At 69.3% G+C, this 23,601-nt stretch carries 20 protein-coding genes and 1 pseudogene; 5 read left to right on the forward strand and 16 right to left on the reverse strand.

The window, feature by feature from the left end:
• Positions 1-5: 5 nt before the first annotated feature.
• The 12 genes and pseudogenes from NJE57_RS08435 to NJE57_RS08495 all read right to left on the reverse strand — a co-directional run bounded on the left by NJE57_RS08435 (position 6) and on the right by NJE57_RS08495 (position 11,762).
• Positions 6-884: a hypothetical protein gene (locus NJE57_RS08435; protein ID WP_319027954.1), complete on the reverse strand. Its 879-nt coding sequence runs from the start codon at positions 882-884 to the stop codon at positions 6-8.
• Entirely contained in the window at positions 881-1,420 is a 540-nt protein-coding gene (locus NJE57_RS08440; protein WP_319027955.1) for a hypothetical protein, read from the reverse strand. Before NJE57_RS08440 ends, NJE57_RS08435 begins: the two co-directional genes overlap by 4 nt.
• A gap of 2 nt (positions 1,421-1,422) precedes the next feature.
• Positions 1,423-2,841 (reverse strand): MlaD family protein, encoded by a 1,419-nt coding sequence (locus NJE57_RS08445; RefSeq protein WP_319027956.1) that lies wholly within the window; start codon positions 2,839-2,841, stop codon positions 1,423-1,425.
• Positions 2,838-4,088, reverse strand: a complete 1,251-nt coding sequence (locus tag NJE57_RS08450) for an MCE family protein (RefSeq protein WP_319027957.1) — start codon at positions 4,086-4,088, stop codon at positions 2,838-2,840. Before NJE57_RS08450 ends, NJE57_RS08445 begins: the two co-directional genes overlap by 4 nt.
• Positions 4,088-5,353 (reverse strand): MCE family protein, encoded by a 1,266-nt coding sequence (locus NJE57_RS08455; RefSeq protein ID WP_319027958.1) that lies wholly within the window; start codon positions 5,351-5,353, stop codon positions 4,088-4,090. Before NJE57_RS08455 ends, NJE57_RS08450 begins: the two co-directional genes overlap by 1 nt.
• Positions 5,350-6,498: an MCE family protein gene (locus NJE57_RS08460; protein ID WP_319027959.1), complete on the reverse strand. Its 1,149-nt coding sequence runs from the start codon at positions 6,496-6,498 to the stop codon at positions 5,350-5,352. Before NJE57_RS08460 ends, NJE57_RS08455 begins: the two co-directional genes overlap by 4 nt.
• Positions 6,491-7,545: pseudogene (locus NJE57_RS20015) on the reverse strand (MCE family protein). The gene NJE57_RS08460 and the pseudogene NJE57_RS20015 overlap by 8 nt, the downstream one beginning before the upstream one ends.
• Positions 7,542-8,780: an MCE family protein gene (locus NJE57_RS08475; protein WP_319027962.1), complete on the reverse strand. Its 1,239-nt coding sequence runs from the start codon at positions 8,778-8,780 to the stop codon at positions 7,542-7,544. Before NJE57_RS08475 ends, NJE57_RS20015 begins: the two are co-directional and overlap by 4 nt.
• A 9-nt stretch (positions 8,781-8,789) precedes the next feature.
• Positions 8,790-9,641 (reverse strand): ABC transporter permease, encoded by an 852-nt coding sequence (locus NJE57_RS08480; RefSeq protein ID WP_319027963.1) that lies wholly within the window; start codon positions 9,639-9,641, stop codon positions 8,790-8,792.
• Position 9,642: 1 nt separating this feature from the next.
• The gene (locus NJE57_RS08485; protein ID WP_319027964.1) at positions 9,643-10,407 is read right to left on the reverse strand and encodes an ABC transporter permease; all 765 of its coding nucleotides are present in this window, start codon (positions 10,405-10,407) and stop codon (positions 9,643-9,645) included.
• Positions 10,408-10,641: 234 nt separating this feature from the next.
• Complete coding sequence (locus NJE57_RS08490; protein ID WP_319027965.1) at positions 10,642-11,559, reverse strand: 3-oxoacyl-ACP reductase; 918 nt, start codon at positions 11,557-11,559, stop codon at positions 10,642-10,644.
• Between the two features lie 8 nt (positions 11,560-11,567).
• Positions 11,568-11,762, reverse strand: coding sequence for a ferredoxin (locus tag NJE57_RS08495; RefSeq protein ID WP_319027966.1), 195 nt, complete (start codon positions 11,760-11,762; stop codon positions 11,568-11,570).
• A gap of 108 nt (positions 11,763-11,870) precedes the next feature.
• On the opposite strand from NJE57_RS08495, the gene NJE57_RS08500 reads away from it, so the two are divergent.
• The 4 genes from NJE57_RS08500 to trhA are packed head-to-tail and all read left to right on the forward strand — an operon-like array spanning position 11,871 to position 16,599.
• The gene (locus NJE57_RS08500) at positions 11,871-13,121 is read left to right on the forward strand and encodes an acyl-CoA dehydrogenase family protein (RefSeq protein ID WP_319027967.1); all 1,251 of its coding nucleotides are present in this window, start codon (positions 11,871-11,873) and stop codon (positions 13,119-13,121) included.
• A gap of 1 nt (position 13,122) precedes the next feature.
• Positions 13,123-14,190, forward strand: coding sequence for an acyl-CoA dehydrogenase family protein (locus NJE57_RS08505; RefSeq protein ID WP_319027968.1), 1,068 nt, complete (start codon positions 13,123-13,125; stop codon positions 14,188-14,190).
• Positions 14,187-15,848: an AMP-binding protein gene (locus tag NJE57_RS08510; protein ID WP_319027969.1), complete on the forward strand. Its 1,662-nt coding sequence runs from the start codon at positions 14,187-14,189 to the stop codon at positions 15,846-15,848. The genes NJE57_RS08505 and NJE57_RS08510 overlap by 4 nt, the downstream gene beginning before the upstream one ends.
• A 58-nt stretch (positions 15,849-15,906) precedes the next feature.
• Complete coding sequence (trhA, locus tag NJE57_RS08515; protein ID WP_319027970.1) at positions 15,907-16,599, forward strand: PAQR family membrane homeostasis protein TrhA; 693 nt, start codon at positions 15,907-15,909, stop codon at positions 16,597-16,599.
• Positions 16,600-16,772: 173 nt separating this feature from the next.
• Here the strand turns inward: trhA and NJE57_RS08520 are convergent, their stop codons facing one another.
• Both NJE57_RS08520 and NJE57_RS08525 read right to left on the reverse strand, forming a co-directional pair.
• Positions 16,773-17,879 (reverse strand): nitronate monooxygenase family protein, encoded by a 1,107-nt coding sequence (locus tag NJE57_RS08520; RefSeq protein ID WP_319028240.1) that lies wholly within the window; start codon positions 17,877-17,879, stop codon positions 16,773-16,775.
• A gap of 2 nt (positions 17,880-17,881) precedes the next feature.
• The gene (locus NJE57_RS08525) at positions 17,882-19,519 is read right to left on the reverse strand and encodes an acyl-CoA synthetase (protein WP_319027971.1); all 1,638 of its coding nucleotides are present in this window, start codon (positions 19,517-19,519) and stop codon (positions 17,882-17,884) included.
• Positions 19,520-19,597: 78 nt separating this feature from the next.
• On the opposite strand from NJE57_RS08525, the gene NJE57_RS08530 reads away from it, so the two are divergent.
• Positions 19,598-20,404, forward strand: a complete 807-nt coding sequence (locus NJE57_RS08530; protein ID WP_319027972.1) for a crotonase/enoyl-CoA hydratase family protein — start codon at positions 19,598-19,600, stop codon at positions 20,402-20,404.
• An 18-nt stretch (positions 20,405-20,422) separates the two neighbouring features.
• Here the strand turns inward: NJE57_RS08530 and NJE57_RS08535 are convergent, their stop codons facing one another.
• Together NJE57_RS08535 and NJE57_RS08540 are read right to left on the reverse strand one after the other, a co-directional pair.
• Entirely contained in the window at positions 20,423-21,883 is a 1,461-nt protein-coding gene (locus tag NJE57_RS08535; protein ID WP_319027973.1) for an aldehyde dehydrogenase family protein, read from the reverse strand.
• Positions 21,884-21,970: 87 nt separating this feature from the next.
• Positions 21,971-23,575 (reverse strand): acyl-CoA synthetase, encoded by a 1,605-nt coding sequence (locus NJE57_RS08540; protein ID WP_319027974.1) that lies wholly within the window; start codon positions 23,573-23,575, stop codon positions 21,971-21,973.
• Between the last annotated feature and the right edge of the window lie 26 nt (positions 23,576-23,601).

The following is a 23,601-nucleotide window of genomic DNA, read 5'->3' on the forward strand; positions in this document are numbered from 1 at the left end:
CCCGGTCAGAGGGCCGAGAGCTCCCCCAGCTTCCACGTCCCGTCGACCCGGACCATCTCCACGCTCAGCCGCGAGGCAGAGCTCGCCGCCTCCGGACTCTCCTTGGTAGAGACCATCCGGTTGAGCATCACGAGAACCCTCACGCGGTCGGCGTCGACGACCTCCTGCGGTGCGGCGGCGGCGACGGTGGCGTACACACTCGCCTCCTGTTGCTTGGCCGCCGACGCGACACTCGGCATGGACTGCTCCACGAACTCGGTCAGCGCGGGGTCGGTCAGGCGTTCACGGACCGCCGCGAGATCTGCGTCCACCGTCCGGTGATCGTAGGTGAACATCTGCGTGACGATCTCCCGAGCCGCGTCGGTGGCCTCCTTCGGAGCGGCCGCGATGGTCTGCTCGGTCGCCGTCCTCTCCCGCGCCTCGACGTACTGCCACGTCGCCAGCCCGGCCAGTACGAGCAGGACCACCGACACCACGGCCAGGATCGGGATGAGCCGTCGACGCCGGGCCGCGGCCTCCTCGGAGTGAACCGTGGTCGCCGGTGTCGCGCGGACGCCGGCGCCGGTCCTCGCAGGACGCCCCGTGTCCGTGTCCGGTGCGGCGGCTTGTCCGGTGTCGGTGCTCTCGGCATCAGCACCCTCGGTATCCGTGCGCTCGGAATCAGCGCGCTCGGTATCCGTGCGATCGGCAGCCGTGCGCGGAATCGCCTCCATCCCCTCGAAGAGCCCGCCCGCACGGGCGGCCTCGAGGGCGCGTTCGCGCGCGGCGTCGGCCTTGCGCTGGGCGCGCGCCGCCCGTTCGGCCTCGCGCTGCGCGCGTCGCGTGGCCCGGATGTCGGATCCGGCGGAGGAGCCGGTCGCGTCGTTCTTCTGGTCGTCGATCACGGGATGAAGTTCACCCCCGACACCTTCATGACGCCGTCGTCGTGGCGGTTGACCGTGACGCGGACGCGGTACTGCCGGTCCTGGTCCTCCTCGGACTTGGGGTTGCCGATGGTCTGGTCTATCGCCATGATCACGTCCGCGTATTCGGGGTAGGAGTTCTCGACCGCGGCTGCCGACACGACGCCGTCCGCGACCACGTCGGTGGTCTTGACGACCTCCTCGTAGGAGTCACGACGCGGAGCGAACTGCTCCGAGAAGTCGCCCTCGATCATGCCGACGATCCGGTCGACGTCCTCGGTGAGCGTCTCCTGCCGGATGGTCATGAGGTGGGTCATCACCTCGGTCGCGTAGTCACGGTAGGCCTCGTCGAGCTCGGTGGCGGCTGCGCGATCGGCGCGTATCGATGCCGCCTCCCCCCGTTCGGTGAGCCACAGTCCCGTCGCGACGAGCGCTGCGACGAGGGAGACGGCGGCGACCACTGCGGCGACGATCAGGCCGGTCCGACCTCCACCGCGGGGCGTGTCCTGTGATGGCACTACTAGGTCACTCCGTTCGTGAGGATGTCTGCGAGCTTCGCGTCGGCGGGCAGCTTGCCCGTCGTCCCGAGGTTCACCTGACGATACGTCTTGCCGTCGGCACCGAGGTATTCACCGGTCTCCGGGTCGTACATGGCCGCGGAGGTGCGGATCTCCCGCTCACCGGTATCGGAGGACGGTTCGACGTTGTACGCGTTCGGGTTGTTCCCGGGAGGTCCGACCTCGCTGGTGTCGGGCGGGTTGTGTCCTTCCGGTACGTAGTCGTTCGCGGCACACTCCGCCGGTGAGGCCGCTCGTCGACCCGGGTACTCCATGCACGGTAGGTTGCGGGCCCCGCGGACGGCGATCTGGGAGTCCTTGGGCACCTTGCAGTAGATGCCGTTCATCAGGGGCGGCACCGTGAGGTCGGCGGGCGACCGGCGGTCCGCGGCCGGGAGGAAGCCCGTGGTGCACGGCGGCGTCTCGTTGATCTGCAGGTTGAAGTCGACCTTGATCTGGCCGGATTCCTTGGCCCCGTTGATGGCGGTGATGAGTGAGGACACCAACGCCGGGTAGATCACCAGCAGCTGCTCGATCGACCGGTTGTAGACCACCCCGACCTCACCGACGCTCACCAGGTTGGCCACGAGCACCGGCATGGTCGGTTGCAGGTCGTTGAGGACCTTGGTCGCCCGGCCCAGTGAATCGGGGCCGCGCTGGATCAGCGAGGTGAGCTGCGGCTCGTTGGTCCGCAGCTGATCGGTGACGTCGGCGAGATTGCGGGTCCAGGCGCGGATCGACTCCGACGACCGCAGCTGCGAGTCCAGGACCGGTTCGGCGTCCTCGATGAGTTGCCGGGTGGACCCGGTGTTGCGCTTCGCCTCGTCGAGGAGCAGTTGGGCCGAGTCGAGGAACTGTTGCAGGTCCCGCTCGGACCCGTTGAACGCGTCGAACGACTCGGAGATGACTCGACGCATCTTCGCGTCGTCGATCGAGGCCATGAGGACGGTGGCCTGGTCCAGGACGGGGCCGATTCCCTGGGGCATGTCGACCCGCTCCCTGCCGAGCACGGTGCCGTCGGACAGCTCGCCCTCCGGCTCCCCCTCGGGCACGAACTCCACGTACTGCTCGCCGATCGCCGAGACGCTGCGGATCTCGGCGCGCACGTTCTCGGGGACGTCCGCGCCGGATTCGAAGTGGAGGTCGGCGACCACGCGGCCCGGTTTGAGGGTCACGGCGTCCACCCGGCCGATGACGGTACCGAGGTAGGAGACGTTGGCGTTCTGGTAGAGACCGCCGGTGTCAGGCATCTCGAGGGCCACGTCGGTCCGGTTCCATCCGAACGCCGTGGGCAGCTTGAGGTACGCGACCGACATGATCGCGAGGGAGATGACCGTGACGACGGCGAAGACCGTCAGCTGGAGCCTGACGAACCGGGTCATCGGGGGGCCTCCTCGGTCGTGGGCGCGGGTTCCGTGGCGGTGTCCGGCGCGGCCGGGCTCCCGGCCGGCTGGTCCGCCTGGTCCGCCTCGTCCGGCTGGTCCGGCTGGTCCGGGGTAGCGGGCTGCGGGACGTCGAGCGAGTACGGGTCCGCGCCCGCCAGCGGATTCGGGGCGAGGCCGGCATAACCCTCGAGACCGGCCATCCGGTTTCCGAACTCGGTTCCCAGGAGCAGGGTCTCCGCCAACCGCGGCATGGTCGCATCGGCGTCGATGTAGAGGTTGGCGTAGTCCCCGCGGAGGAAGTTGTCGAGACCGGATTGCGGGAACGGGAAGGTGATGAGGATCTGCAGGACCCGGGTGAGGTTGCGGCCGCTGTTCGCCAGGGCGTCGAGCACCGGCGTGATGTCCTCGAGGTTGGCGACGAGGTCTCGCCCGCCCCCGGCGTCGATGAGCTGGTTGGCCTTGTTGCCGAAGTCCCCCAGGGAGACGATCGCGGTGGTGAGCTCCTGCTTCTGGTCGTTGATGAGTGTCAACGCCTCCGGCATCTGACCGAGAGCCTTGGACAGGGTGTCGTTCTGCTCGTTGATCTGGCGCGAGAGCCGGTCGAGGCCGTCCATCGCGGCGATGATGTCGGCCCGCTGCTCGTCGAGCCCGCTCACGGTGGACTCCAGCTGCGTGATGACCTCCTTGGCGTCGACCTGGCGACCGTCCAGAGCCGTGTTGAGCTCGGTGGCGATGGTCTCGAACTGTGCCAAACCGCCGTCGGTGAGGACCACCGACAACGCGGACAGGGTCTGTTCGGTGGTCGGGTAGACGCCGGCGTTGGCCAGCGGGATCACGTCCCCGTCCGAGAGCGAGCCCTGCGGATCACCGTCCGGCGGCGGGAAGATCTCGAGATGCTGTGAACCGAGGAGGCTCGTCTGGCCGATCTTCGCGTGGGAGTTGCCCGGGAGCCGGACGTCCTCGTTGAGCGAGACCGTGACGATCGCCGTGTAGTCCTCGACCCTCATGCCGGTGATGGAACCGACGTTGACGTCGTTGACCCGCACCGGCGAGTTGCGCGTGATGGTCGTGACGTTGGGCATCTCGATGGTGACCTCGTAGGCCCCCTCACCGTTGCCCTGGGCACCGGGCAGCGGCAGGGAGTTCAACCCCTCCCAGGTACATCCCGCCCCGGAGAGCAGGACGACCCCGCCGAGGGCGCCGGCCGCGAGGAGGCGGGGGCGCAGGGAACGATCGCGGTTCATCACGCACCACCTGTCACGATCAGGGTGTCGGTGAGGTTGTCGCCCTTGTTGACCACGTTGACCAGTGGGTCGGGCCGATCGGACACCGGCTGCACGCCCGGCGGGGTCTGCGTCCCCGGCGTCTGCGAGTTCCAGATCTGCTGGGGCTCGGCGGTCGGGGTGATCGGCGGGGTCACCGCGCCGTACGGGTAGTTGGAGGTGAGGGAGTTGAACATCGGCGCCAGGTACTGCGCGCACAGCTGCGCGTCGGACTCGGCCGTGTTGTTGGCCAGGCCGGCGATGGCCCCGCAGATGAAGTTGGTCGGGTTGGCCATCTGGTTCATCGCCAGGACGCCGGTGAGCACGCCCTGGTACGGGCGGTAGATGTTGTAGAAGTTCGCCATCGCCGTGGGGCCCACGTGCAACACACCCTCGAGATCGGCGCGACGGTCGCGGACCACCTTGGTGGCCTGTCCCAGCTTGTCCACCGCGGTCGTCACCCGGGTCCCGTGGTTGTCGAGGAAGCGGTTGATGTCGGTCACCGCGAGGTCGAGGTCCTTCAACGCGGCGTCGATACCGTCCGTCTGGTCGCCCAGCACCTGGGTGACGCTGGCGAGCTTGCCGCCGAAGGAGACGATCTGCTCCTCGCTCTGCGAGAGCGCCGTGACGAAGAGCTGGAGGTTCTTGAGGGTGGTGAAGAGGTTCTCCCGCCCGTCGGAGAGCATCGCCATGGTCTGCGAGAGCTCGCCGAGCGCGTCACGCACCTCGGACCCGTTGCCGTCCAGCATCGCGTCGGCGGATTCGACAAAGTCGCCGAGGGCACCCCGATCGTCCTCCCCGGTGGGGCCGAGCGCCGAGGAGAGCTTCATGAGCTGCTCCTTGACGCCGTCCCACTCGACGGGGATCGCGGTCCGCTCGACCGGGATCGTGCCACCGTCCTCCATCTCGGCTCCGCCCGTGAACACGGGCGTGAGCTGGATGAACCGCTCGGCGACGAGGGACTGCGCGACGAGCAGGGCGTTGGCGTCGGCCGGGACAGCCACCTCCTCGTCGATCTCCATCGTGACCCTGGACACCCCGCCCTCGGTGGTGATCTCCGCGATCTGTCCGACCTTGACGCCGAGGATCCGGACGGAGTCATCGACATAGACGCCCCGGGTGGACTCGAAGTGCGCCGTGACGGTCTTGGTACGGGCGACGAGGAACCACGCCGCGGCGGCGATGACGGCCACCACGACGATCAACGCCACGATCTTGGCACCGGTGGAAGACAGCAGTCGGCTCATCGTGGCAACCTATTCTCGCCCCAACCGGGGAACTCGTCCATGATGGTCAGTCCCGGCACACCGGGCATGGTCGGCTCACGCACCAGTCCGGGTTCGGGCTGGATACGGTCGTCGAGGAGCGGCATGACGTCCCGCAGGATGGTCTGCTGGTACTGGCCGAGTGACAGGTTGTTCACGTAGGCGTTGAACCACGGGCCCGAGGCCACGGCCTCGCTGAGCGCGGTGGAGAAGGGCACGATCCGGCGCAGGCCGAGGTCGATCTCCTCCGTGTTGCGGATCAGCAGGTCCGAGACCCTCTCGAGCTTGTCGAGGGCGGGTCCGAGCTGCGCCTCGTTGTCCTGCACCACCCCGGAGAGCTGCTGCGCGAGGGTGTCGATGTTGACGACCAGCTCGCTGATCGCCCGCCGGCGCAGGTCGAGCTGCGTGAACAGGATGTTCCCGTCCACCATGAGCTGGTTGAGCTGCTCGCTGCGCTGACCGAGGATGTCCGTGGCGCCGGCGGCCTTCTCGAGGAGCTGGCGCACGCCCTCGTCCCGCTCGTTGAGGGACCGTGACAACCGGGTGATCCCGTCCATCGCGCCCCGGACCTCCGGTGACGACGTCTCCATGGTCTCGGAGATCACGGTGAGCGCCTCGTCCACCTTCTCGGTGTCCATTGCCTCGACCGTGTCGCTGAGGTCGCCGAGCGCCGAGGTGAGCGAGTACGGAACGGAGGTCCTCTCGAGGGGGATGGTGGCGTCCGCGAGCTCGCCGCGGCCGTCCGAGAACACGGCGAGAGCGCGGCGGCCGAGGATCGAGTCGGTCTTGATCTGCGCCGACGTGTCCGCGCCCAGTTCCACGTCGGTGGCGATATCGAACCGCACCTCCACCTTGTCGCCGGACAGCGCGATCCCGCGGATGCTGCCGACCTTCATGCCGGCGACCTGGACCTCGTCACCGGTGCTGAGACCGGCCGCGTCGGCCACGTACGCCGTGGCACCGCGCATGCCGTTGAGGTACGGGATCCGGTCGAAGTTGAGCGAGAGGGCCATCAGCGCCACGGCGACGACGGCGCCCCACACGCCGATCTTCCTGGGATCGCGGTCGCGGAACCGGAGCTGGCCCTTCGGGGCGGAGCGCGGAGCGCCATCGGATGTGTCACTCATCGGGGAACGCACACCTTCCCGTCGTCTGTTCGTACTGCGGCAGGAAGACGTCCTGGCCCGTCACCGGGCTGGTGACCCGCACGATCACTCCGCAGAGATAGAACTGGAAGAAGCTGCCGTAGACGCCCAGGCGACCCATCTTCTCGAAGTCGCCCGGCAGTCGCTTGATCACGTTGTCGACGAACGGCTCGTCCTCGTTGATCAGGGTCGCCACGCGGTCCAACTGCGCGAGGTCCTCCTTGAGAGGGGGACGGACATCCGAGAGCAGGGTGGTCATGTTCGCGCTCGCGTCGTTGAGTCGGGACACCGACTCACCGATCGGCTCCGAGTTGGCCGCCAGACCGGAGACGAGCTGCTGGAGGTCCACGACGATCGAGTCCACGTTGTCGTGGTTCTCCTCGACGGTCGTCAGCACCCCGTTGAGGTTGGTGATGACGTCCCCGATGAGCTGGTCCCGGTCGGCCAGGGCCCCGTCAGCGACGAGGTGGAGGCGAGCAGGTCCTGCACGGTCCCCGCCTCGCCCTGGAACACCTTGACGATGGACTCCGAGAGCTGGTTGACCTGGCCTGGATCGAGCGCCTTGAACAGCGGGCGAAACCCGCCGAGCAGCGCGTCCAGGTCGAGCGCCGGGGAGGTCTGCGAGATCGGGAGCGTGCCGCCCGGCTCGAGCGGCGACTGGTCCCCTGTGCCCCGACGGAGCTCGAGGTACCGGTCTCCGGTGAGGTTCTCGTAGCGCACCATCGCCTCGGTACTCTGATGGATCGTCTGGTTCCCGGCCACGGTGAACTCGACGTCGGCCGTGTTCCCGTCCACGAGATCGATGGACCCCACCCGGCCCACCTCGACCCCCGCGATACGTACCTTGTCCCCGTCCTCGAGCCCCGAGACGTCCGTGAAGGCCGCGTTGTAGTCCTCGAAGTCGCCCGAACGGTACTCGCTGAACACCATCACCAGGGCCGCGAGCACGAGCACCATCACGGTGGTGAAGACCACCAGCTTGATCAGCGTGGCCCGCGCCTGCCGCGCGGCCGTCCGTCCGGCGGTCACGGCGCTCCCCCGTCCATCCCGAGCATGACCTGCAACAGGGTCGGGGGCGCGGGCCTGCCGGGCTCCATCGGTCGCAGGGGCCCGAACAACGGGGCGGGTCGCGAGGTGAACACGTCGGGCATCCCCTCCACGGGATTGGAGCCCGTGTCGGTCACGACGAACGGGGCGTGGACGTCCGGATCGGGGAACGGGAGGCCGTAGCAGTTCGGGCCGGTGCTGGCGTTGACCTTGGGCAGGTCCTTCGGGTACTCGTACGCCCGCGCTCCCTGCTGGAAGCCGGCCTTGAAGACCAGACCGGGCTGGTCCTCGCCACCGAAGGCCGCCTTGGCCCCCTCGACGCCCTGGTTGAGCCCCACGATGAGGCACGTGAGCATGGGGTGGTACTCGGCGAGGAGGCTCGTCGAGGCGCGCAGGTCCGACAGGGTCTTCACGAGTTCGTCGCCGTTCTCCGACAGCAGCCGCTTGCCGGTCTCACCGGTGCCGATCGAGGATGCCAGCAGCTGCTCGAAGCGGGCCTGGTTGTTGACCACGTTGGTGCCGACGTCCGTACCGGAGTCGAGCAGGCGCATCACGTCCGGGGTCGCGTCGGCGTAGAGGTTGGCCACCCTCGACCCCTTGGCCAGGTCACGCTGGAGGGTCTCGATCTGTGGGTTGATCTCCTGCAGGTAGGAGTTGAGGTCGGTGATCGTGCGGCCCACCTGCTCACCCCGGCCGTCCACCGCGCCGGAGATGGCGCCGAGGGTGGCGTTGAGCTTCTCCGGTTCGATGGCCTGGAGCAGGGTGGTGAGATCCTCGAACAGGGTGTTGACCTCGGCGGTGACGTTGGAGGCCTCGACCACGGCCCCCGCGTCCAGCGGGTCGGCGGGGTCGCCGGGCGGTGGATCGAAGTTCACCGACTTGGCGCCGAAGACCGTGTTCGAGCTGATGTTGACCAGGGAGTTCGACGGGATCGCCTCCAGAGCGGCCGGGTCCACCTCGATGTTGATCGTCGCGCCGTCGAACTCCTGCTGGATATCGGTGACGTTGCCGATCTCCACTCCTCGTGAGCGCACCGTGGCATCGGCCTCCATGACCAACCCGGCGCGGTCACTCCGCACGGTGAGAGGAACCCGGTCGGTGAAGGCGCGCGCGAACATGAGCAGCGACAGCACCACGATCGCCACGACGAACAACACCAGGCACGCGCCCGCGATGCGCTTGGGTACCGTGTCGCTCTGACTCACCGTCCTCGCCATGATCGCCTCCTATCCCGACAAGTTGAAGTTGCCGTCGCCGCCGTAGATCGCGAGGGAGACGAGAAGGGTCACGGTCACCACGGCGATGAGCGAGGTACGGACGGCGTTACCGACCGCCGAACCGACGCCGGCGGGCCCGCCGGCGGCGTTGTAGCCGTAGTAGGTGTGGATCAACATGATCGTGATGGCCATGCAGATCGCCTGGATGAAGGACCACAGGATGTCCGTGGGGATGAGGAAGGTCGAGAAGTAGTGGTCGTACACGCCCCCGGACTGCCCGTAGATGGTCACGGTGGCGAACCGGCTGGCGAGGAACGAGGCGATGACGGCGAGGGAGTACAGGGGTATCACCGCGATCATCCCCGCGACGATCCTGGTGGACACCAGGTAGGTGATCGAGTCGATGGCCATGACCTCGAGCGCGTCGATCTCCTCGGACACGCGCATGGCACCGAGCTGCGCGGTGGCGCCGGCGCCGATCGTGGCCGCCAGCCCGATCCCGGCGATGACCGGGGCGGCGATCCGCACGTTGATGAACGCGGCGAAGAAGCCCGTGAGCGCCTCGACCCCGACGTCGGTGAGTGAGGAGAACCCCTGGACCGCGATGACGCCGCCGGTCGAGAGCGTGAGGAACCCCACGATCACCACGGTGCCGCCGATCATGGCCAGCGCGCCGGTGCCCATGGCGATCTCGGCGATGAGCCGGACCGTCTCACGGGGGTACTGGGTGAGCGCCCGCGGGGTGGCCACGATCGCGCGCCAGAAGAAGAGGGCGATGTCGCCGACGTCGTCGAACCGTCCGACGGCGTTGTGCCGCACGCGCGACAGGCGGGGGAACCGCGCGGTCTCGATCACTGTCATTTCATGCCCCCAGGACCTTGACGCCCACGGCGGTGAGCACCGTGTTGACGACGAACAGGGCCATGAACGCGAAGACGACGGTCTCGTTGACCGCGTTGCCGACGTCCTTCGGCCCGCCCCGCACGGAGAGTCCCTTGTAGCAGGCGACGAGACCGGCGAGCATGCCGAACATGCCCGCCTTGATCTGCGCCAACATGAGCTCCCCGAAGCCCGTGAGCAGCGTGATGCCGTTGACGAACGCCCCGGGGTTGACGCCCTGGAGCAGCACCGAGAAGAGGAAGCCACCGAGGATGCCGATCGTGCACACCAGACCGTTGAGCATCAGGGCGACGAAGGTGGACGCCGCGACCCGGGGGACGACGAGCCTCTTGACCGGGTCGATGCCGAGGACCTCCATGGCGTCGATCTCCTCGCGGATCGTGCGCGCACCGAGGTCGGCGCAGATAGCCGTGGCGCCGGCGCCGGCGACGATGAGGACGGTGACCATCGGTCCGACCTGGGTGACGGCACCGAGCGCCGCGCCCGCACCGGACAGGTCGGCCGCGCCGATCTCCCTCAGGAGGATGTTGAGAGTGAAGCTCACCAGGACGGTGAAGGGGATGGCCACCAACACCGTCGCGAGCATGGACACCCGGGCGATGAACCACGACTGTTCGACGAACTCGCGGCCCTGTCTGACGATCGACGGGAACGAGACGAACGTGTCGAGGGTCAACGCGAAGAACTCCCCCACTCCCCTGAGTGGCGTATCGAGAACTCTCGCCATGTCGCCCCCCTCCCGTCTTCTCTCGGCCCCCGGCCGCACACGAACTGAACAAGTGACCGGTTCGGTGTGACCCCGATTACACAGTAGCTAGAACACGTTCTCATTAGCAAGGCCTACCGATCACCCCCGATCGGTGCCCCTGCCGGTTGGCGGGAATCTAACACGCCCCGACCTCACACAATCGGTCCCCGGCGCGTCTCTCAGTAAACGCACCGGGGACCGAGTGGAAAGAGGTCAGAGCGCCATGATCTCCGCGGCCGAGAAGGACTTCCCCTCCGGTCGTGCTGACCAGTGCCCGGAGACCGCGTCGGCGAAGGCGCGACGGTCCCAGACGCCACCCTCGGCGTCGAACCGCTTCTCCACGACCGGCGCCTCCACGAGTGCGACCATGCCGCCATATACCACGAACAGCTGACCGCTGACGTCGGCCGCGGCCGGCGAGGCCAGGTAGGAGACCAGGTCGGCCACCCGGTCCGGGGACAGCGGGTCCGGCCCCGCCGACTCGTCCCACTCCTCGAAGACGCCCTCGGTCATCCCCGTGCGCCCACGGGGGGCGATCGCGTTGGCCGTGCACCCGATCCGCGAGAGCACCCGCGAGGCCGAGAGCGTGAGCGCCGTGATGGCCGCCTTGGCGGCCCCGTAGTTCGCCTGCCCGGGAGGCCCGAAGAGGCCCGCCTCGGACGAGGTGTTGATCAACCGGCCGTAGACCGGGGCACCCGAGGTCTTGCTCTCGCCGCGCCAGTGGGCGGCAGCGTTGCGGGTGAGGAGGAAGTGCCCGCGCAGGTGCACCTTGACCACCGCGTCGAAGTCGTCGTCCTCCATGTTGAACAGCATCTTGTCCCGGGTGATACCGGCGTTGTTGACCACCACGTGGAGACCGCCGAGCCGCACCGCCTCGGCCACCATCGCATCCGCCGTCTCCCGCTCGGAGACATCACCCACCACCAGTGCGGCCCTGGCGCCCGCCGCCTCGATGTCGGCGATCACCGCGTCGGTGGCGTCACCGGAACGGATGTCGTTGATGACGACCGCGGCGGCGCCCGAGCGCGCCAGTTCGACCGCCTCCGCGGCGCCCAGCCCGGAGCCCGAACCGGTGACGACCGCGACCCGCCCGTCCAGCGAGAGGTCCGCGTCGAGTCCCCCACGATCCATCCCCGGGTTCACTCCGCGGCCCTGAGAGCAGCCATCGGACACTTCTCCACCGCTTTGAGGGCGCGTTTCTGCGACTCCTCGGGGACCTCGTCGACGATCACGCGCACCACCTCGTCGTCGTCGTTCAACTCGAAGACCTTCGGGGCGAGCCCGACACACACGGCCTGCCCCTCGCAGCGGTCGGGATCGACTTCAATCCTCATACCCGTCCTCCTTGGCCGGGCCCGCGACCACTGTGACCGCGGGCGTGATTCGATACTATGTGAGTCACGACACTAGAACGTGTTCCACTCGAGACGAGCTTAGGGCATATGGACATCACCTACACCACAGACCAGGAACGGCTCCGCGGCGAGTTGCGCGAGTACTTCTCGGCACTGATGACCCCGGAACGGCGCGAGGCCTTCACCTCCACCACCGGGGAATACGGCCACGGCAACGCCTACCGCGAGATCGTCGCCGAGATGGGCCGCGACGGATGGCTGACGATCGGGTGGCCGGAGGAGTTCGGCGGCCGCGACCGCCCGATGGTCGAGCAGCTGATCTTCACCGACGAGGCAGCGATCGCGGGCGTGCCCGTGCCGTTCCTCACCATCAACTCGGTGGCACCCACGATCATGGCCTTCGGCTCCGACGAGCAGAAGAACTACTTCCTGCCCCGGATCAGCCGAGGTGAGCTGCACTTCGGCATCGGCTACTCCGAGCCGGATTCCGGCACCGACCTGGCCTCCCTCAAGACCCGGGCCGTCCGCGAAGCCGGGACCGGGGAGCACGAGGGGCAGGAGGTCTACCGCATCAACGGACAGAAGATGTGGACGTCCCTGGTGGCCTACGCGGACTGGATCTGGCTGGCCGCGCGCACGGATCCGGACGCCAAGCGGCACAAGGGCATCTCCATGATCATGGTGCCCACCGACGCCGAGGGCTTCTCCTGGACCCCGGTCCACACCATGGCCGGCCCCGACACCAGCGCCACCTACTACCAGGACGTGGTGGTGCCCGCCTCCAACCTCGTCGGGCCCGAGCACGGCGGCTGGCCGCTGATGACCAACCAGCTCAACCACGAGCGCGTCGCCCTCACCGCGGCCGGCCCGCTCCAGGCCTCGCTCCGACTGGTCCTCGACTGGGCGCGGTCGACCCGTTCGAGTGACGTCGGTCTGCCCGGTGGCGGCGACGTCATCGACAACGAGTGGGTGCGTACCCATCTGGCCCGCGTGCACGCGATGGCGGAGTACCTCGCCCTGCGCAACTGGGAGATCGTCTCCGCGGACACCGCCGCACCCACCCGCATCGCGGCGTCGGCCACCAAGGTCTACGGCACCGAGACCGCGTGCGAGGCGTACCGGCTGCTCATGGAGGTGCTCGGCTCGAGCGGGTACCAGCGCTCCCACTCCCCCACGGCCGCCCTGCACGGTCGCATCGAGCGGCTGCACCGCTCCGCTCTCATCCTCACCTTCGGCGGCGGCACCAACGAGGTGCAGCGCGACATCATCGCCGCCGCCGGGCTCGGGCTGCCGCCCGCGCCCCGCGTGACCCCCGCCCCTGCCCGGAAGGACAGCTGACATGGACTTCCACATCGACGACAGCACGCGCGAGCTCTGCACCCTCGTCCGCGACATGGGTCAACGCCTCGTCACCGACGACTCCCTGCGCGAGCTCGACGCCCGCTTCGGGCCCGGGACGGAAGCCGGGGGCACCGACCGCTCCACCGCCCGGTTCCACGCCCGGTTCTGGGACGAGCTCGTCCGCGCCGGGGTGCCGGCCGCCCTCGCGCCCGAGCGGCTCGGCGGCGCCGGCCTCGGCGTGGTCGGTGAGGCGCTGGTCATGCGTGAGCTGGGCCGGGTTCTGGCGCCCGTCCCGCTGTCGGCCGCAGTCCGCGCGTCGTGGCTGCTCGAGGCCGCCGGCCTGACCGACCGCGCCACCGCCGTGGCCGAGGGCCGCGAGATCGCGGCGGTCTCGGACGGGAACGCCCCCGAGGTGGACTGGGCGCCGATCGCCGATGTCCTCGTCCAGACCTCCCCCGAGAACGGACAGGTGGACGTCTCGGACCGCGCGGAAGTGACCGTCGAGCGGACGGTCCCCGTCGACTTCTCCTGTGCGGGCCTGGTGACCGGCCCGGCGGGAGAGTCCGTCGCCCTCCCCGGCGCGGCCGCGGAGTCGGACGCCCTGCGCCGCCGCGTCCACCTGTCAGCCCACCAGTGGGGCGTGATCGAGGCCGCGCTCGAGCGGACGGCCGCGTACGCGAGCACCCGCCACCAGTTCGGTCGCCCGATCGGCTCCTTCCAGGCCGTGGCCGCGCGCCTGGCCGACGGCTCGATAGACGTCGACGCCGTGCGCCTGAGCACCCTGCGGGCCGCCTATGAGCTCGACTCCTGTGGCGGGGAACCGGGCGCCACGACCCGCGCCGCCGTGGCCTCCGCCCACTTCTGGGCCTGCGACGCCGGCCACCGGCTCGCCCATACCGCCGTCCACGTCCACGGCGGCGTGGGACTGGACCGTTCGGAACCCGCCCACCGTTACTTCCTGGCGGCCAAGGCCGGGGAGTTCCGCCTGGGCGGCGCCACCCGGCAGCTGATCGACCTCGGCGCGGTCCTGGCCACCCACGGGGATCCGTGGGAGTACTCGGCGTGAGCGGCGCGGTCAAGACGATCGCGGACGTCGCGGCCCGGCCGTTCACCTCCGTCGCCGACGCGGTGCACGCCCTGTCCGCCGTGGGCGATCGCGGCATCTGGTCCGACGGTCGGCTCACGCCGTGGTCGGAGGCCGTCGGTGCAGTGGCCGTGCGGATCGCGGCGCTACGGGAGCTGATGGCGTCGTCGTCGTCGACATCGTCACGTCCCCACGTCGGCCTCCTCCTGTCCGGCACGCCCGACTACCTCCACCTGCTCGGCGCGGCGGCGTGCTCGGAGCTCGTCGTGGCCGGACTCAACCCCACGCGGCGCGGTGAGGCGCTGATCCGCGACGCCGCGCTCGCCGACTGCGCGCTCATCCTCACCGACACCGACAACGCGGCGCTGCTCGACGGGCTCGATCCCGGCGTGCCCGTGGTCTCCGTCGACTCCCCCGAGTGGACCGCCCTGCTGGACCGGCACGCCGGCGCGGCGCTCCCGGAGACGGCGGGCGTGCCCGTCGGCCCCGACGACCTCGTCGCGCTGGTGTTCACCTCGGGCACGAGCGGCGACCCCAAGGCCGTCCGGATCACCCAGAACAAGATCTCCGTGCCCGGCCGCATGCTCGCCGAGAGGTTCGGCATCGGCCCGGATGACTGCGTCTACAGCGCGATGCCGCTGTTCCACTCCAACGCCGTGATGGTGGCGTGGCCGATCGCCCTGTACTCCGGGTGTTCGATCGCCTTGCGGCGTCGCTTCTCCGCCTCCAACTGGCTCGACGACGTCCGGCGACACGGCTGCACCTTCGCCAACTACGTCGGCGCGCCCCTGTCCTACATCCTGGCCACCCCCGAGCGGCCCGACGACGCCGACAACCCCATGCGCGTGGTCTACGGCAACGAGGCGCCCGCCGACGTGCGTCGCGAGTTCGCCCGGCGCTTCGGCGTCGCCGTGGTGGACGGGTTCGGCTCCAGCGAGGGCGGCATCTCCGTCACCCGTACCCCCGGGACCCCCGACGCCGCACTCGGCCCGCTACCCGAGCGCGTCTCGATCGTCGACACCGAGACCGGTGCCCGGTGCCCCCGCGCCCGCTTCGACGACGCCGGCGTACTGCTCAACTCCGACGAGGCCGTGGGCGAGATGGTCGCCGACGGGCCGGGACTGTTCTCCGGGTACTACGGCGACCCCGCCGCCGACGCCGAGAGGATGCGCGGCGGCCGGTTCCACTCCGGTGACCTCGCGTACGTCGACGACGACGGGTGGGTCTACTTCGCGGGCCGGTCCGGTGGCTGGATGCGCGTCGACGGGGAGAACCTGGCGGCGGCACCGATCGAACGCGTACTGCGGCGGCATCCGAACCTGGCGGAGGTGGGGGTGTACGCGGTGCCGGCGGAGACGGTGCGCGGTGCGGGCGCGATCGGAGACGCCGTCGCGGCGGCGGTGGTGTTGCGGGACGGTGCGGACCCGGTCGCAGTGGCGGGCGGACTGGGCACCTTTCTGGAGGGCCAGGGCGACCTCGGCCCCAAACAGTGGCCGTCGCTGCTGCGGGTGACCGCCGCCCTGCCCCGGACGGCCAGCTTCAAGTTCCGGGCCCGCGACCTGACCGAGCGGGGCGCCGACCCCGCCGGTGACCGCCTGTGGATCCGCCCGGACGGGACGAGGTCGTTCACGCCCGTGTGACTGGCGCGATAACACCCTCAAGTGACTACTCGGTAGTTTCCTGTGTGTGGACTCTGCCGTGAACCCCGAACCGAACCCGGCCACCGACGTCGAGGACGACGACTTCGGCATCACCGCCGTCCCTCCCAAACCGCTACTGCGGGGCTGGATCCACGCCGGGACCCTGCCGGTGGCGATCGCGCTGGGCGTGGTCCTGACCGTGCTGGCCGAGGGCACCGCCCTGACCTTGGCGTGCGCGGTGTTCCTGGCCACCTCGTCGCTGCTGTTCGGCATCTCGGCGTTGTACCACCGCGTCCACTGGCGTCCGCGGGCCGCCGCGTTGATGCGCCGGTTGGACCACTCCAACATCTTCCTGCTCATCGCCGGCACGTACACGCCCATGACGGTCGCTGCGCTCGACGCCCCGGCCAGCACGATCCTGCTGGTGATCGTGTGGACCGGGGCGCTGCTCGGGATCGCATTCCGATTGTTCTGGCTCTCGGCGCCCCGGTGGCTGTACGTGGCGCTGTACATCCTGCTGGGCTGGACCGCCGTGTGGTTCGCCGGCGACCTGCTCGCCGTCGACCCCGTCGCGGTGGGCCTCGTCCTGGCCGGCGGTCTGGCGTACACCGGCGGAGCGGTGGTCTACGGCCTCAAGCGGCCCGACCCGTCACCGGGCGTGTTCGGGTTCCACGAGGTCTTCCACACCTGCACGGTCATCGCGTTCGCCTGCCACTGGGCCGCGATGCTCCTGTTCGTCCTCCAGGGCTGACCGCAGAACCCTTCCCCCGGGGCCGGCATCCGCTCCCGCGCCTGTACGTCCGGATCGCAGCCGCCCCTGTCGATGAACTCGCGCGTGCGCATCGGCGAGGGCGCGCGTTCATCGACAGGGGCGGCTGTTGTGGGTAGCGCGGCGAGCGGCTGTAGTGGGTAGCGCCCGGGCCGTCAGCCCAGGGTGCCGCGCAACCGCTCGACGGCGGCCTCGTACTCGGAGACGATCTGGGCCATCGTGTCGGCCACGGGGACGACGCCGTCGAGCGAGCCGATGATCTGACCGGCCGGCATGGCCACGACCTCAGGGTCCTGCGACTGCGAGATGCGCTGGTGTGCCTCGGCCACGAGGATGTTCTGCAGCGGCATCGGCAGCGGACTCGGCGCACCCTCCGCCGCCCACGCCTCGGTCCACCTGCTCTTGAGCAGGCGGGCGGGCTTGCCGGAGTAGATGCGGGTGCGGACGGTGTCCGCGCTGGTCGCGGCGACGAGTGCCTTCTGCATGGCCTTGGAGCCGCCGTCGTCGCCGTATTCGGCGGCGGTGAGCCACCGGGACCCCATCCACGCGCCCTCGGCGCCCATCCCGATCACGGCAGCGACCTGGGAGCCGCTACCGATGCCGCCCGCGGCCAGCACGGGGGCGCGCCCGTCGAGCGCGGCGACGATCTCCGGCACCAGTACGAGCGTGGCGACCTCACCGGTGTGGCCACCGGCCTCGCCGCCCTGCGCGATCACGATGTCGACGCCGTTGTCCACGTGCGCGAGCGCGTGCTTGGTGGCACCGGCGAGCGCGGCGACCTTCATCCCGTTCTCGTGGGCGAGGTCGATGATGTGCTTCGGCGGCGAGCCGAGCGCGTTGGCGATGAGCACGGGCCGGTGCTTGAGCGACATCTCGACGTGCGCCTGCGCGACCGAGTGCAGCCATCCCAGGACTCCCGCGTTGTGCTCGGCGTCGTCACCGAGCGGTGGCACGCCGAGATCGTCCAGGACGCGGGAGACGAACGCCTTGTGCTCCTCGGGGATCATCGCGGCGATGTCGGAGGGGTTGCCCTCGGTGGGCACCTTGTTGGGCATGACGATGTCGACGCCGTACGGCTTGCCGTCGGTGTTCTCGTCCATCCAGGTCAGGACCTCGTCGAGCTCCGCTGCGTCGTTGTACCGGACGCAGCCGAGCACTCCCATGCCGCCGGCGCGGGTGACCGCGGCGGCCACGGCCTTGGACGGGGTGAACGCGAAGACCGGGTACTCGATCCCGAACTGCTCCGCGAGGGGGGTGCGAATGCTCACTTGCTGATCTCCTGGCTGTCGTCTGCGGGGCGGGACGCGGCGATCTCCGCGGCCCACCGGTAGTCGGGCTTGCCCGCGGGATTGCGTTTGACGCCCGGTTCGATCCAGAGCGCGCGCGGGCACTTGTAGCGGGCGATCTCGTGTCGGGCGTGGGAGTTGAGCTCCTCGATCGGCGGGCATTTGCCGTCGCGGGTGTGCAACACGGCGGCCACCTTGTGGCCCATCCGCTCGTCGGGCACGCCGATCACGAGGGCGTCGTATACGTCGGGGTGGGTCTTGAGCGCGGCCTCGACCTCCTCCGGGTGCACCTTCTCGCCACCGGTGTTGATGGTCACCGACCCGCGGCCGAGCATCGTCACGGTGCCGTCGGCCTCGACGCGGGCGTCGTCACCGGGGATGGAGTAGCGCTTGCCGTTGTACGTCTTGAACGTCGACGCCGTCTTGACCTCGTCCTTGTAGTAGCCGATCGGGATGTGGCCGGTGCGCGCCACCTTGCCGATGACCTCCGAGCCGGGCTCGATCTCGTTGCCGTCCGCGTCCAGGACGGTGGTCTCGCCGTCGATCTTCACCCGCGGGCCGCCCGTGTGCGTCTTGCCCTTCTCCGCCAGAGCGATGCCGGAGAAACCGGTCTCCGATGACCCGATGGAGTCCGAGAGCATGACGTTCGGGAAGGCGTCAATGAACTGGTCCTTGACCGAGGGCGAGAACAGAGCCGCGGAGGACCCGATGTAGAACAACGACGACGAGTCGTACTCTTTCGGATCCCAGGCTTCGATCATGGGGCGCGCCATCGCGTCGCCGGTGATGAACAGCAGGTTGATTTTGTGCTCGGTCACGGCCTGCCAGACGGCCCGGGGATCGAACTCCGGGATGAGCACGCTGGTGTGGCCGGCGAACAGGGACATGAGGATCGCCCACTGGGCGCCGCCGTGGATGAGCGGGGGCAGGGCGGCCCGGACCAGCACCCCGCCGTCGACCGCCTTGTTCGCCAGCTCCCACTCGTCGGCGACCTTCTCGCCGGTGAGGAAGTCGATGCCGCCGCCGAGGACCATGAACACGTCCTCCTGCCGCCACATCACGCCCTTCGGGGAGCCCGTGGTGCCGCCGGTGTAGAGCATGTAGATGTCGTCGCCGGATCGCTCGCCGAAGTCGCGTTCGGGTGGCTGCGCGGCCAGCGCGTCGTCATAGTGGGCGACGGAGACGCCGTCCGGTGCGGCCGGGTCGGGCCCGTCGGTGCCGTCCTCGATGACGAGGCAGTGCCGGACCCCCGGGGTGCTGGGCAGGGCCTGGGAGAGCACGTCCGCGTAGCGACGCTCGTGGATGACCACGACGGAGTCGGAGTTGTCGAGCAGGTACTCGAGCTCGGAGGAGACGTACCGGTAGTTGACGTTGACCATGACCGCGCGGATCTTGAAGATCGCGACCATCGCCTCCACCGCCTCGATGGTGTTGCGGCTGTACACCGCCACCTTGTCGTCCGGCCCGACGCCGACGGACCGGAGGTGGTGGGCGAGTCTGTTCGCCCGCGCCTCCAGCTCCCTGAACGTGAACGACCGACCCTCCTGGACCAGGACGACCCGGTCCGGGACGCGATCAACACTGTGCTCGACGAGGTCTCCGATGGTGTACGCCATACATCCAAAGTAGAACGTGTTACCGTCGCCCGTGAGCGAAAGCCGTGAACCCGTGTAACTAATTTTCCAGGAGGCCCGATGACCCGCGTCGACACGCCCGAGGACCAGCATCTTCTCACCGAGCGGCGTGGTCACGTCCTCGTGGTCACCATGAACCGCCCCGAGGCCCGCAACGCCCTGTCCGGCCCGATGATGCGCGGCATGGAGTCGGCGTGGGACCTGGTGGACTCCGACCCGGAGATCCGGGCGTGCATCCTGACGGGCGCGGGCGGGTACTTCTGCGCGGGCGCCGACCTCAAGGCGATGAACGAGCAGGCCCCGGGCGACAAGTTCGCCGGTGGGGGCTGGGACCTCACGCGGCTGCCCGCGCTGCTCAAGGGCCGCCGCCTGAGCAAGCCGCTCATCGCCGCGGTCGAGGGCCCGGCCATCGCCGGCGGCACGGAGATCCTGCAGGGCACCGACATCCGCGTGGCCGGACGGTCGGCGAGGTTCGGCGTCTCCGAGGCCCGCTGGGGCCTCTACCCCCTAGGCGGGTCCGCGGTCCGGCTCGTACGCCAGATCCCCTACACCGTCGCGATGGAGGTCCTCATGACGGGCCGCCACCTCACCGCCGAGGAGGCGGAGCGGTTCGGGCTCATCGGCCACGTGGTCGAGGACGGAACCGCGCTGGACAAGGCCCTCGAGATCGCCGAGCTCATCGCCGCGAACGGCCCCCTGGCGGTCCGGGGGATGATCGAGACGATCCGCCGCACCGAGGGGATGCACGAGGAGGAGGCCTTCCGCGTCGACGCCGAGGTCGGGGGCCGGGTCTTCGCCTCCGCGGACGCCAAGGAGGGCCCCCGCGCCTTCGCGGAGAAGCGCAAGCCGGAGTTCCGGGGCGAGTGACCACGCGCCCGTTCCCGGCTACAGGCCGAGTCGGGTCCGCGCCCTGAGTACCCGGAAATACCCCGAGGCCAGTCGCTTCTTGCCCGACGTGAACGGGGGCACCAGCATTTCGGAGACGGTGGCGCCGTAGGAGTGCATCGCGACGGCCCGCTCGTGCGTGAACGTCCGGAAGCCGTAGTGCCCGTGGTACCCGCCCATCCCGGAATTCCCGACCCCGCCGAAGGGGATTGCCGGGGACGCCATCCCGATCCCGAAATCGTTGCCGTAGATGGTGCCGGAGCGGGTGCGGTCGGCCACGACCTCGAACCGCTCGTTCTTCTCCCCGTACCAGTACAGGACCAGCGGGCTGGGACGGTCGTTGATGTAGCGGACGGCCTCGTCGACACTTCTGTAGCCGAAGACGGTCAGGACGGGCCCGAAGACCTCGTCGGAGTCGATCTCCATCTCCGGTGTGACACCGGTGAGCAGGGTCGGTGCGATCTTGCGGACGACCGGGTCCGGAAGCTGCTCCCCCGCGGGTGCGGCGTCGCGCATGACGGCACCCTTGGCCACGGCGTCGTCGATCAGGCCGACGATCCGCTCGTAGTTTGAGGTGTTGACCGTCGCCGTGTACTCGGGGTTGCCGACGATGGCCGGCAGGGAGCCGCGCCACTGGTCCAGGACGGTGTCGCAGAACGTGTCGAGCCCGGCCTCGGGGACGAAGACGTAGTCGGGGCACATGCAGACCTGCCCGCCGTTGATCAGGCGCGAGGAGGCGATGCCCCGTGCGGCGCGGTCGATGTCGGCGCTCGAGTCCACCACGACGGGGTTCTTGCCGCCCAGCTCGAGCGTGACCGGGGTGAGGTTCTCGGCGGCGTCCCTGGCCACGGACTTGCCGACGCCGGGGGAACCGGTGAAGAACAGGTGGTCGAAGGCGAGTGCGGAGAAGTCGGAGCCGCGGCCGTGCTCGGGGCCGGCGACGGCCAGCTCGTCGACGGCGAAGTACTGCGGCGCCAGGCGGCACAGCACCTCGGTGGTGCGCGCGGTGACCGACGACGGCCGGATCATCACCCGGTTGCCCGCGGCGAGCGCCGACCCGGCCGGGACGATCGTCAGGTACAGCGGGAAGTTCCAGGGTCCGATGATCCCCACGACGCCCTTGGGGTCATGGCGGACCTCCTGTACGAATCCGGCCCTGTCGAGCACGCGGGAGATGCGCGTCGGCTTCATCCACTTCGTGAGGTGCCCGCGCTGATGGTCCAGATCCGGGATGGACGAGGCGATGTCGGTGAGCGTCGAGAGGGTCTCGGGACGCGAGCCGTAGTCCTCGCGGATCGCCTCGGTGAGCTCGGCGGCGTTGTCCAGGACGAGCCGCTTGAGCCGCTGGATCCGGTCGCGTCGGATCCCGGCACCGGGCTGCGGGTCGGCGAGGAACGCCTGCTGCTGCCGCTCGAGGATCTGGGCGAGCGTGAGGTCACGGGCGGTCGGGGTTCTGGTCATGCGTCCAGGGTAGGACGTGGTCCCACCCGGTGTGGCCGGAGAACCCGGTGCGGCCATAGAACCCGGTGTGTCAGTCGAGCACGCGCATCATTTGGCGTCCGCCCAGTACGGATCCTTGAGTGTCCGCTTGACCAGCTTGCCGTTGGCCTGCCGGGGCAGCGCGTCCACCACGTCGATCGACCGCGGCATCTTGAACTTCGCCAGTCGACCCGCGAGGTCGCCGAGGATCTGCGCCTTGAGCTCCTCGGACTCGGTGACGCCCTCGGCCAGCTCGATCACGGCCTTGACCTCCTCGCCCCAGTCCTTGTGCGGAATGCCGAACACCGCCACGTCGCGGACCGCCTCGTGCCGCGACATCTCCGACTCGATCTCGGCCGGGTAGATGTTCACGCCGCCGGAGATGATCATGTCGTTCTTGCGGTCGCACAGGAAGAGGTAGCCGTCGGAGTCGACGTAGCCGATGTCCCCCATGGTGAACAGCTCGCCGACGTAGGTCTTCGCGGTCTTCTCGGCGTCCTGGTGGTACTCGAACTTCGACCCGTGCATCTGCAGGTAGACGTTGCCGGTCTCGCCGACGGGCACCTCCTCGCCGTCGTCGTCGAGGATCTTCAGGGTGGTGGTCTTCCACGGCCGGCCCACACTGCCGGGTTTGCGCAGCCACTCCTCGCCGGTGATGGTGCAGCCGCCACCCTCGGTGCCGGCGTAGTACTCGGTGAGCACCGGCCCCCACCAGTCGAGCATCGCCTGTTTGACGTGCTTGGGGCAGGGCGCGGCCCCGTGGACGATCGTGCGCAGGCTGGACACGTCGTACTTCGCCCGCACCTCCTCGGGCAGCTCGAGCAGCCGCGAGAACTGGGTGGGGACCATGTGCGACTGGGTGACGCCGTGGGCGTCGATGAGCCGCAGCATCTCCTCGGGCGTCCACTTGTCCATCAGCACCACGGCCTGGCCGAGATTGAGAGAGATGGCCACGAAGTTGAGCACGGCCGTGTGGTAGAGCGGCGAGCCGCAGATGTGGACGTTGTCCGGGCCCTCGATGCCGAACCCGGCGAAGAAGTAGTAGTTGGGCACCGTCACCTGGTCCGGCGAGGCGCCGGTCAGCGGGCGACGCACACCCTTGGGGCGTCCGGTGGTCCCCGAGGTGTAGAGCATCGGCGCACCGAGGGTGCGACCCGACGGTGACGGGTCCTGCCCCTCCGCCGGAACGGCGAGCTCGGAGAGCGGACGGAAGCCGGGTACGTCGCCGATCGCGTAGCAGCGGGCGGGGTCGAGCCCGGCCTCCGCAGCGGCGGTGGTGGCCACGTCGGCGAAGCGCTCATCCGCGATGAACACCGTCGAGCCGGAGTTGTCGAGGATGTAGGCCACCTCGGGTCCGGTGAGGTGCCAGTTGGCGGGAGCCACGTAGAGGCCGATCTCCAGGGCCGCGAAGTAGACCTCGAGGAAGCCGATGCTGTTGGGCGCCATCAGGACGATGCCGTCGCCGGAGCCCAGACCCAGCGCGCGCAGCCCGCGGGCGTGACCGTGGGCCGCGTCCACGAGCTGGCCGAAGGTCACCTGCCGTCCGGAGGCCTCGATCACCGCGACGCGATCCGGCTCCGCCTCGGCGATCCGGTAGACACTGGTCACGTACTCCCCGGTCCGAGGGTCGGGGACTCCGGCGTCGGCGGGAACGGTGGGCGTGGGTGCACTCATGCCCATCAGACTAGAACGTGTTCCTG

Source organism: Dietzia sp. PP-33 (genome assembly GCF_033790845.1).
Classification (GTDB): domain Bacteria; phylum Actinomycetota; class Actinomycetes; order Mycobacteriales; family Mycobacteriaceae; genus Dietzia.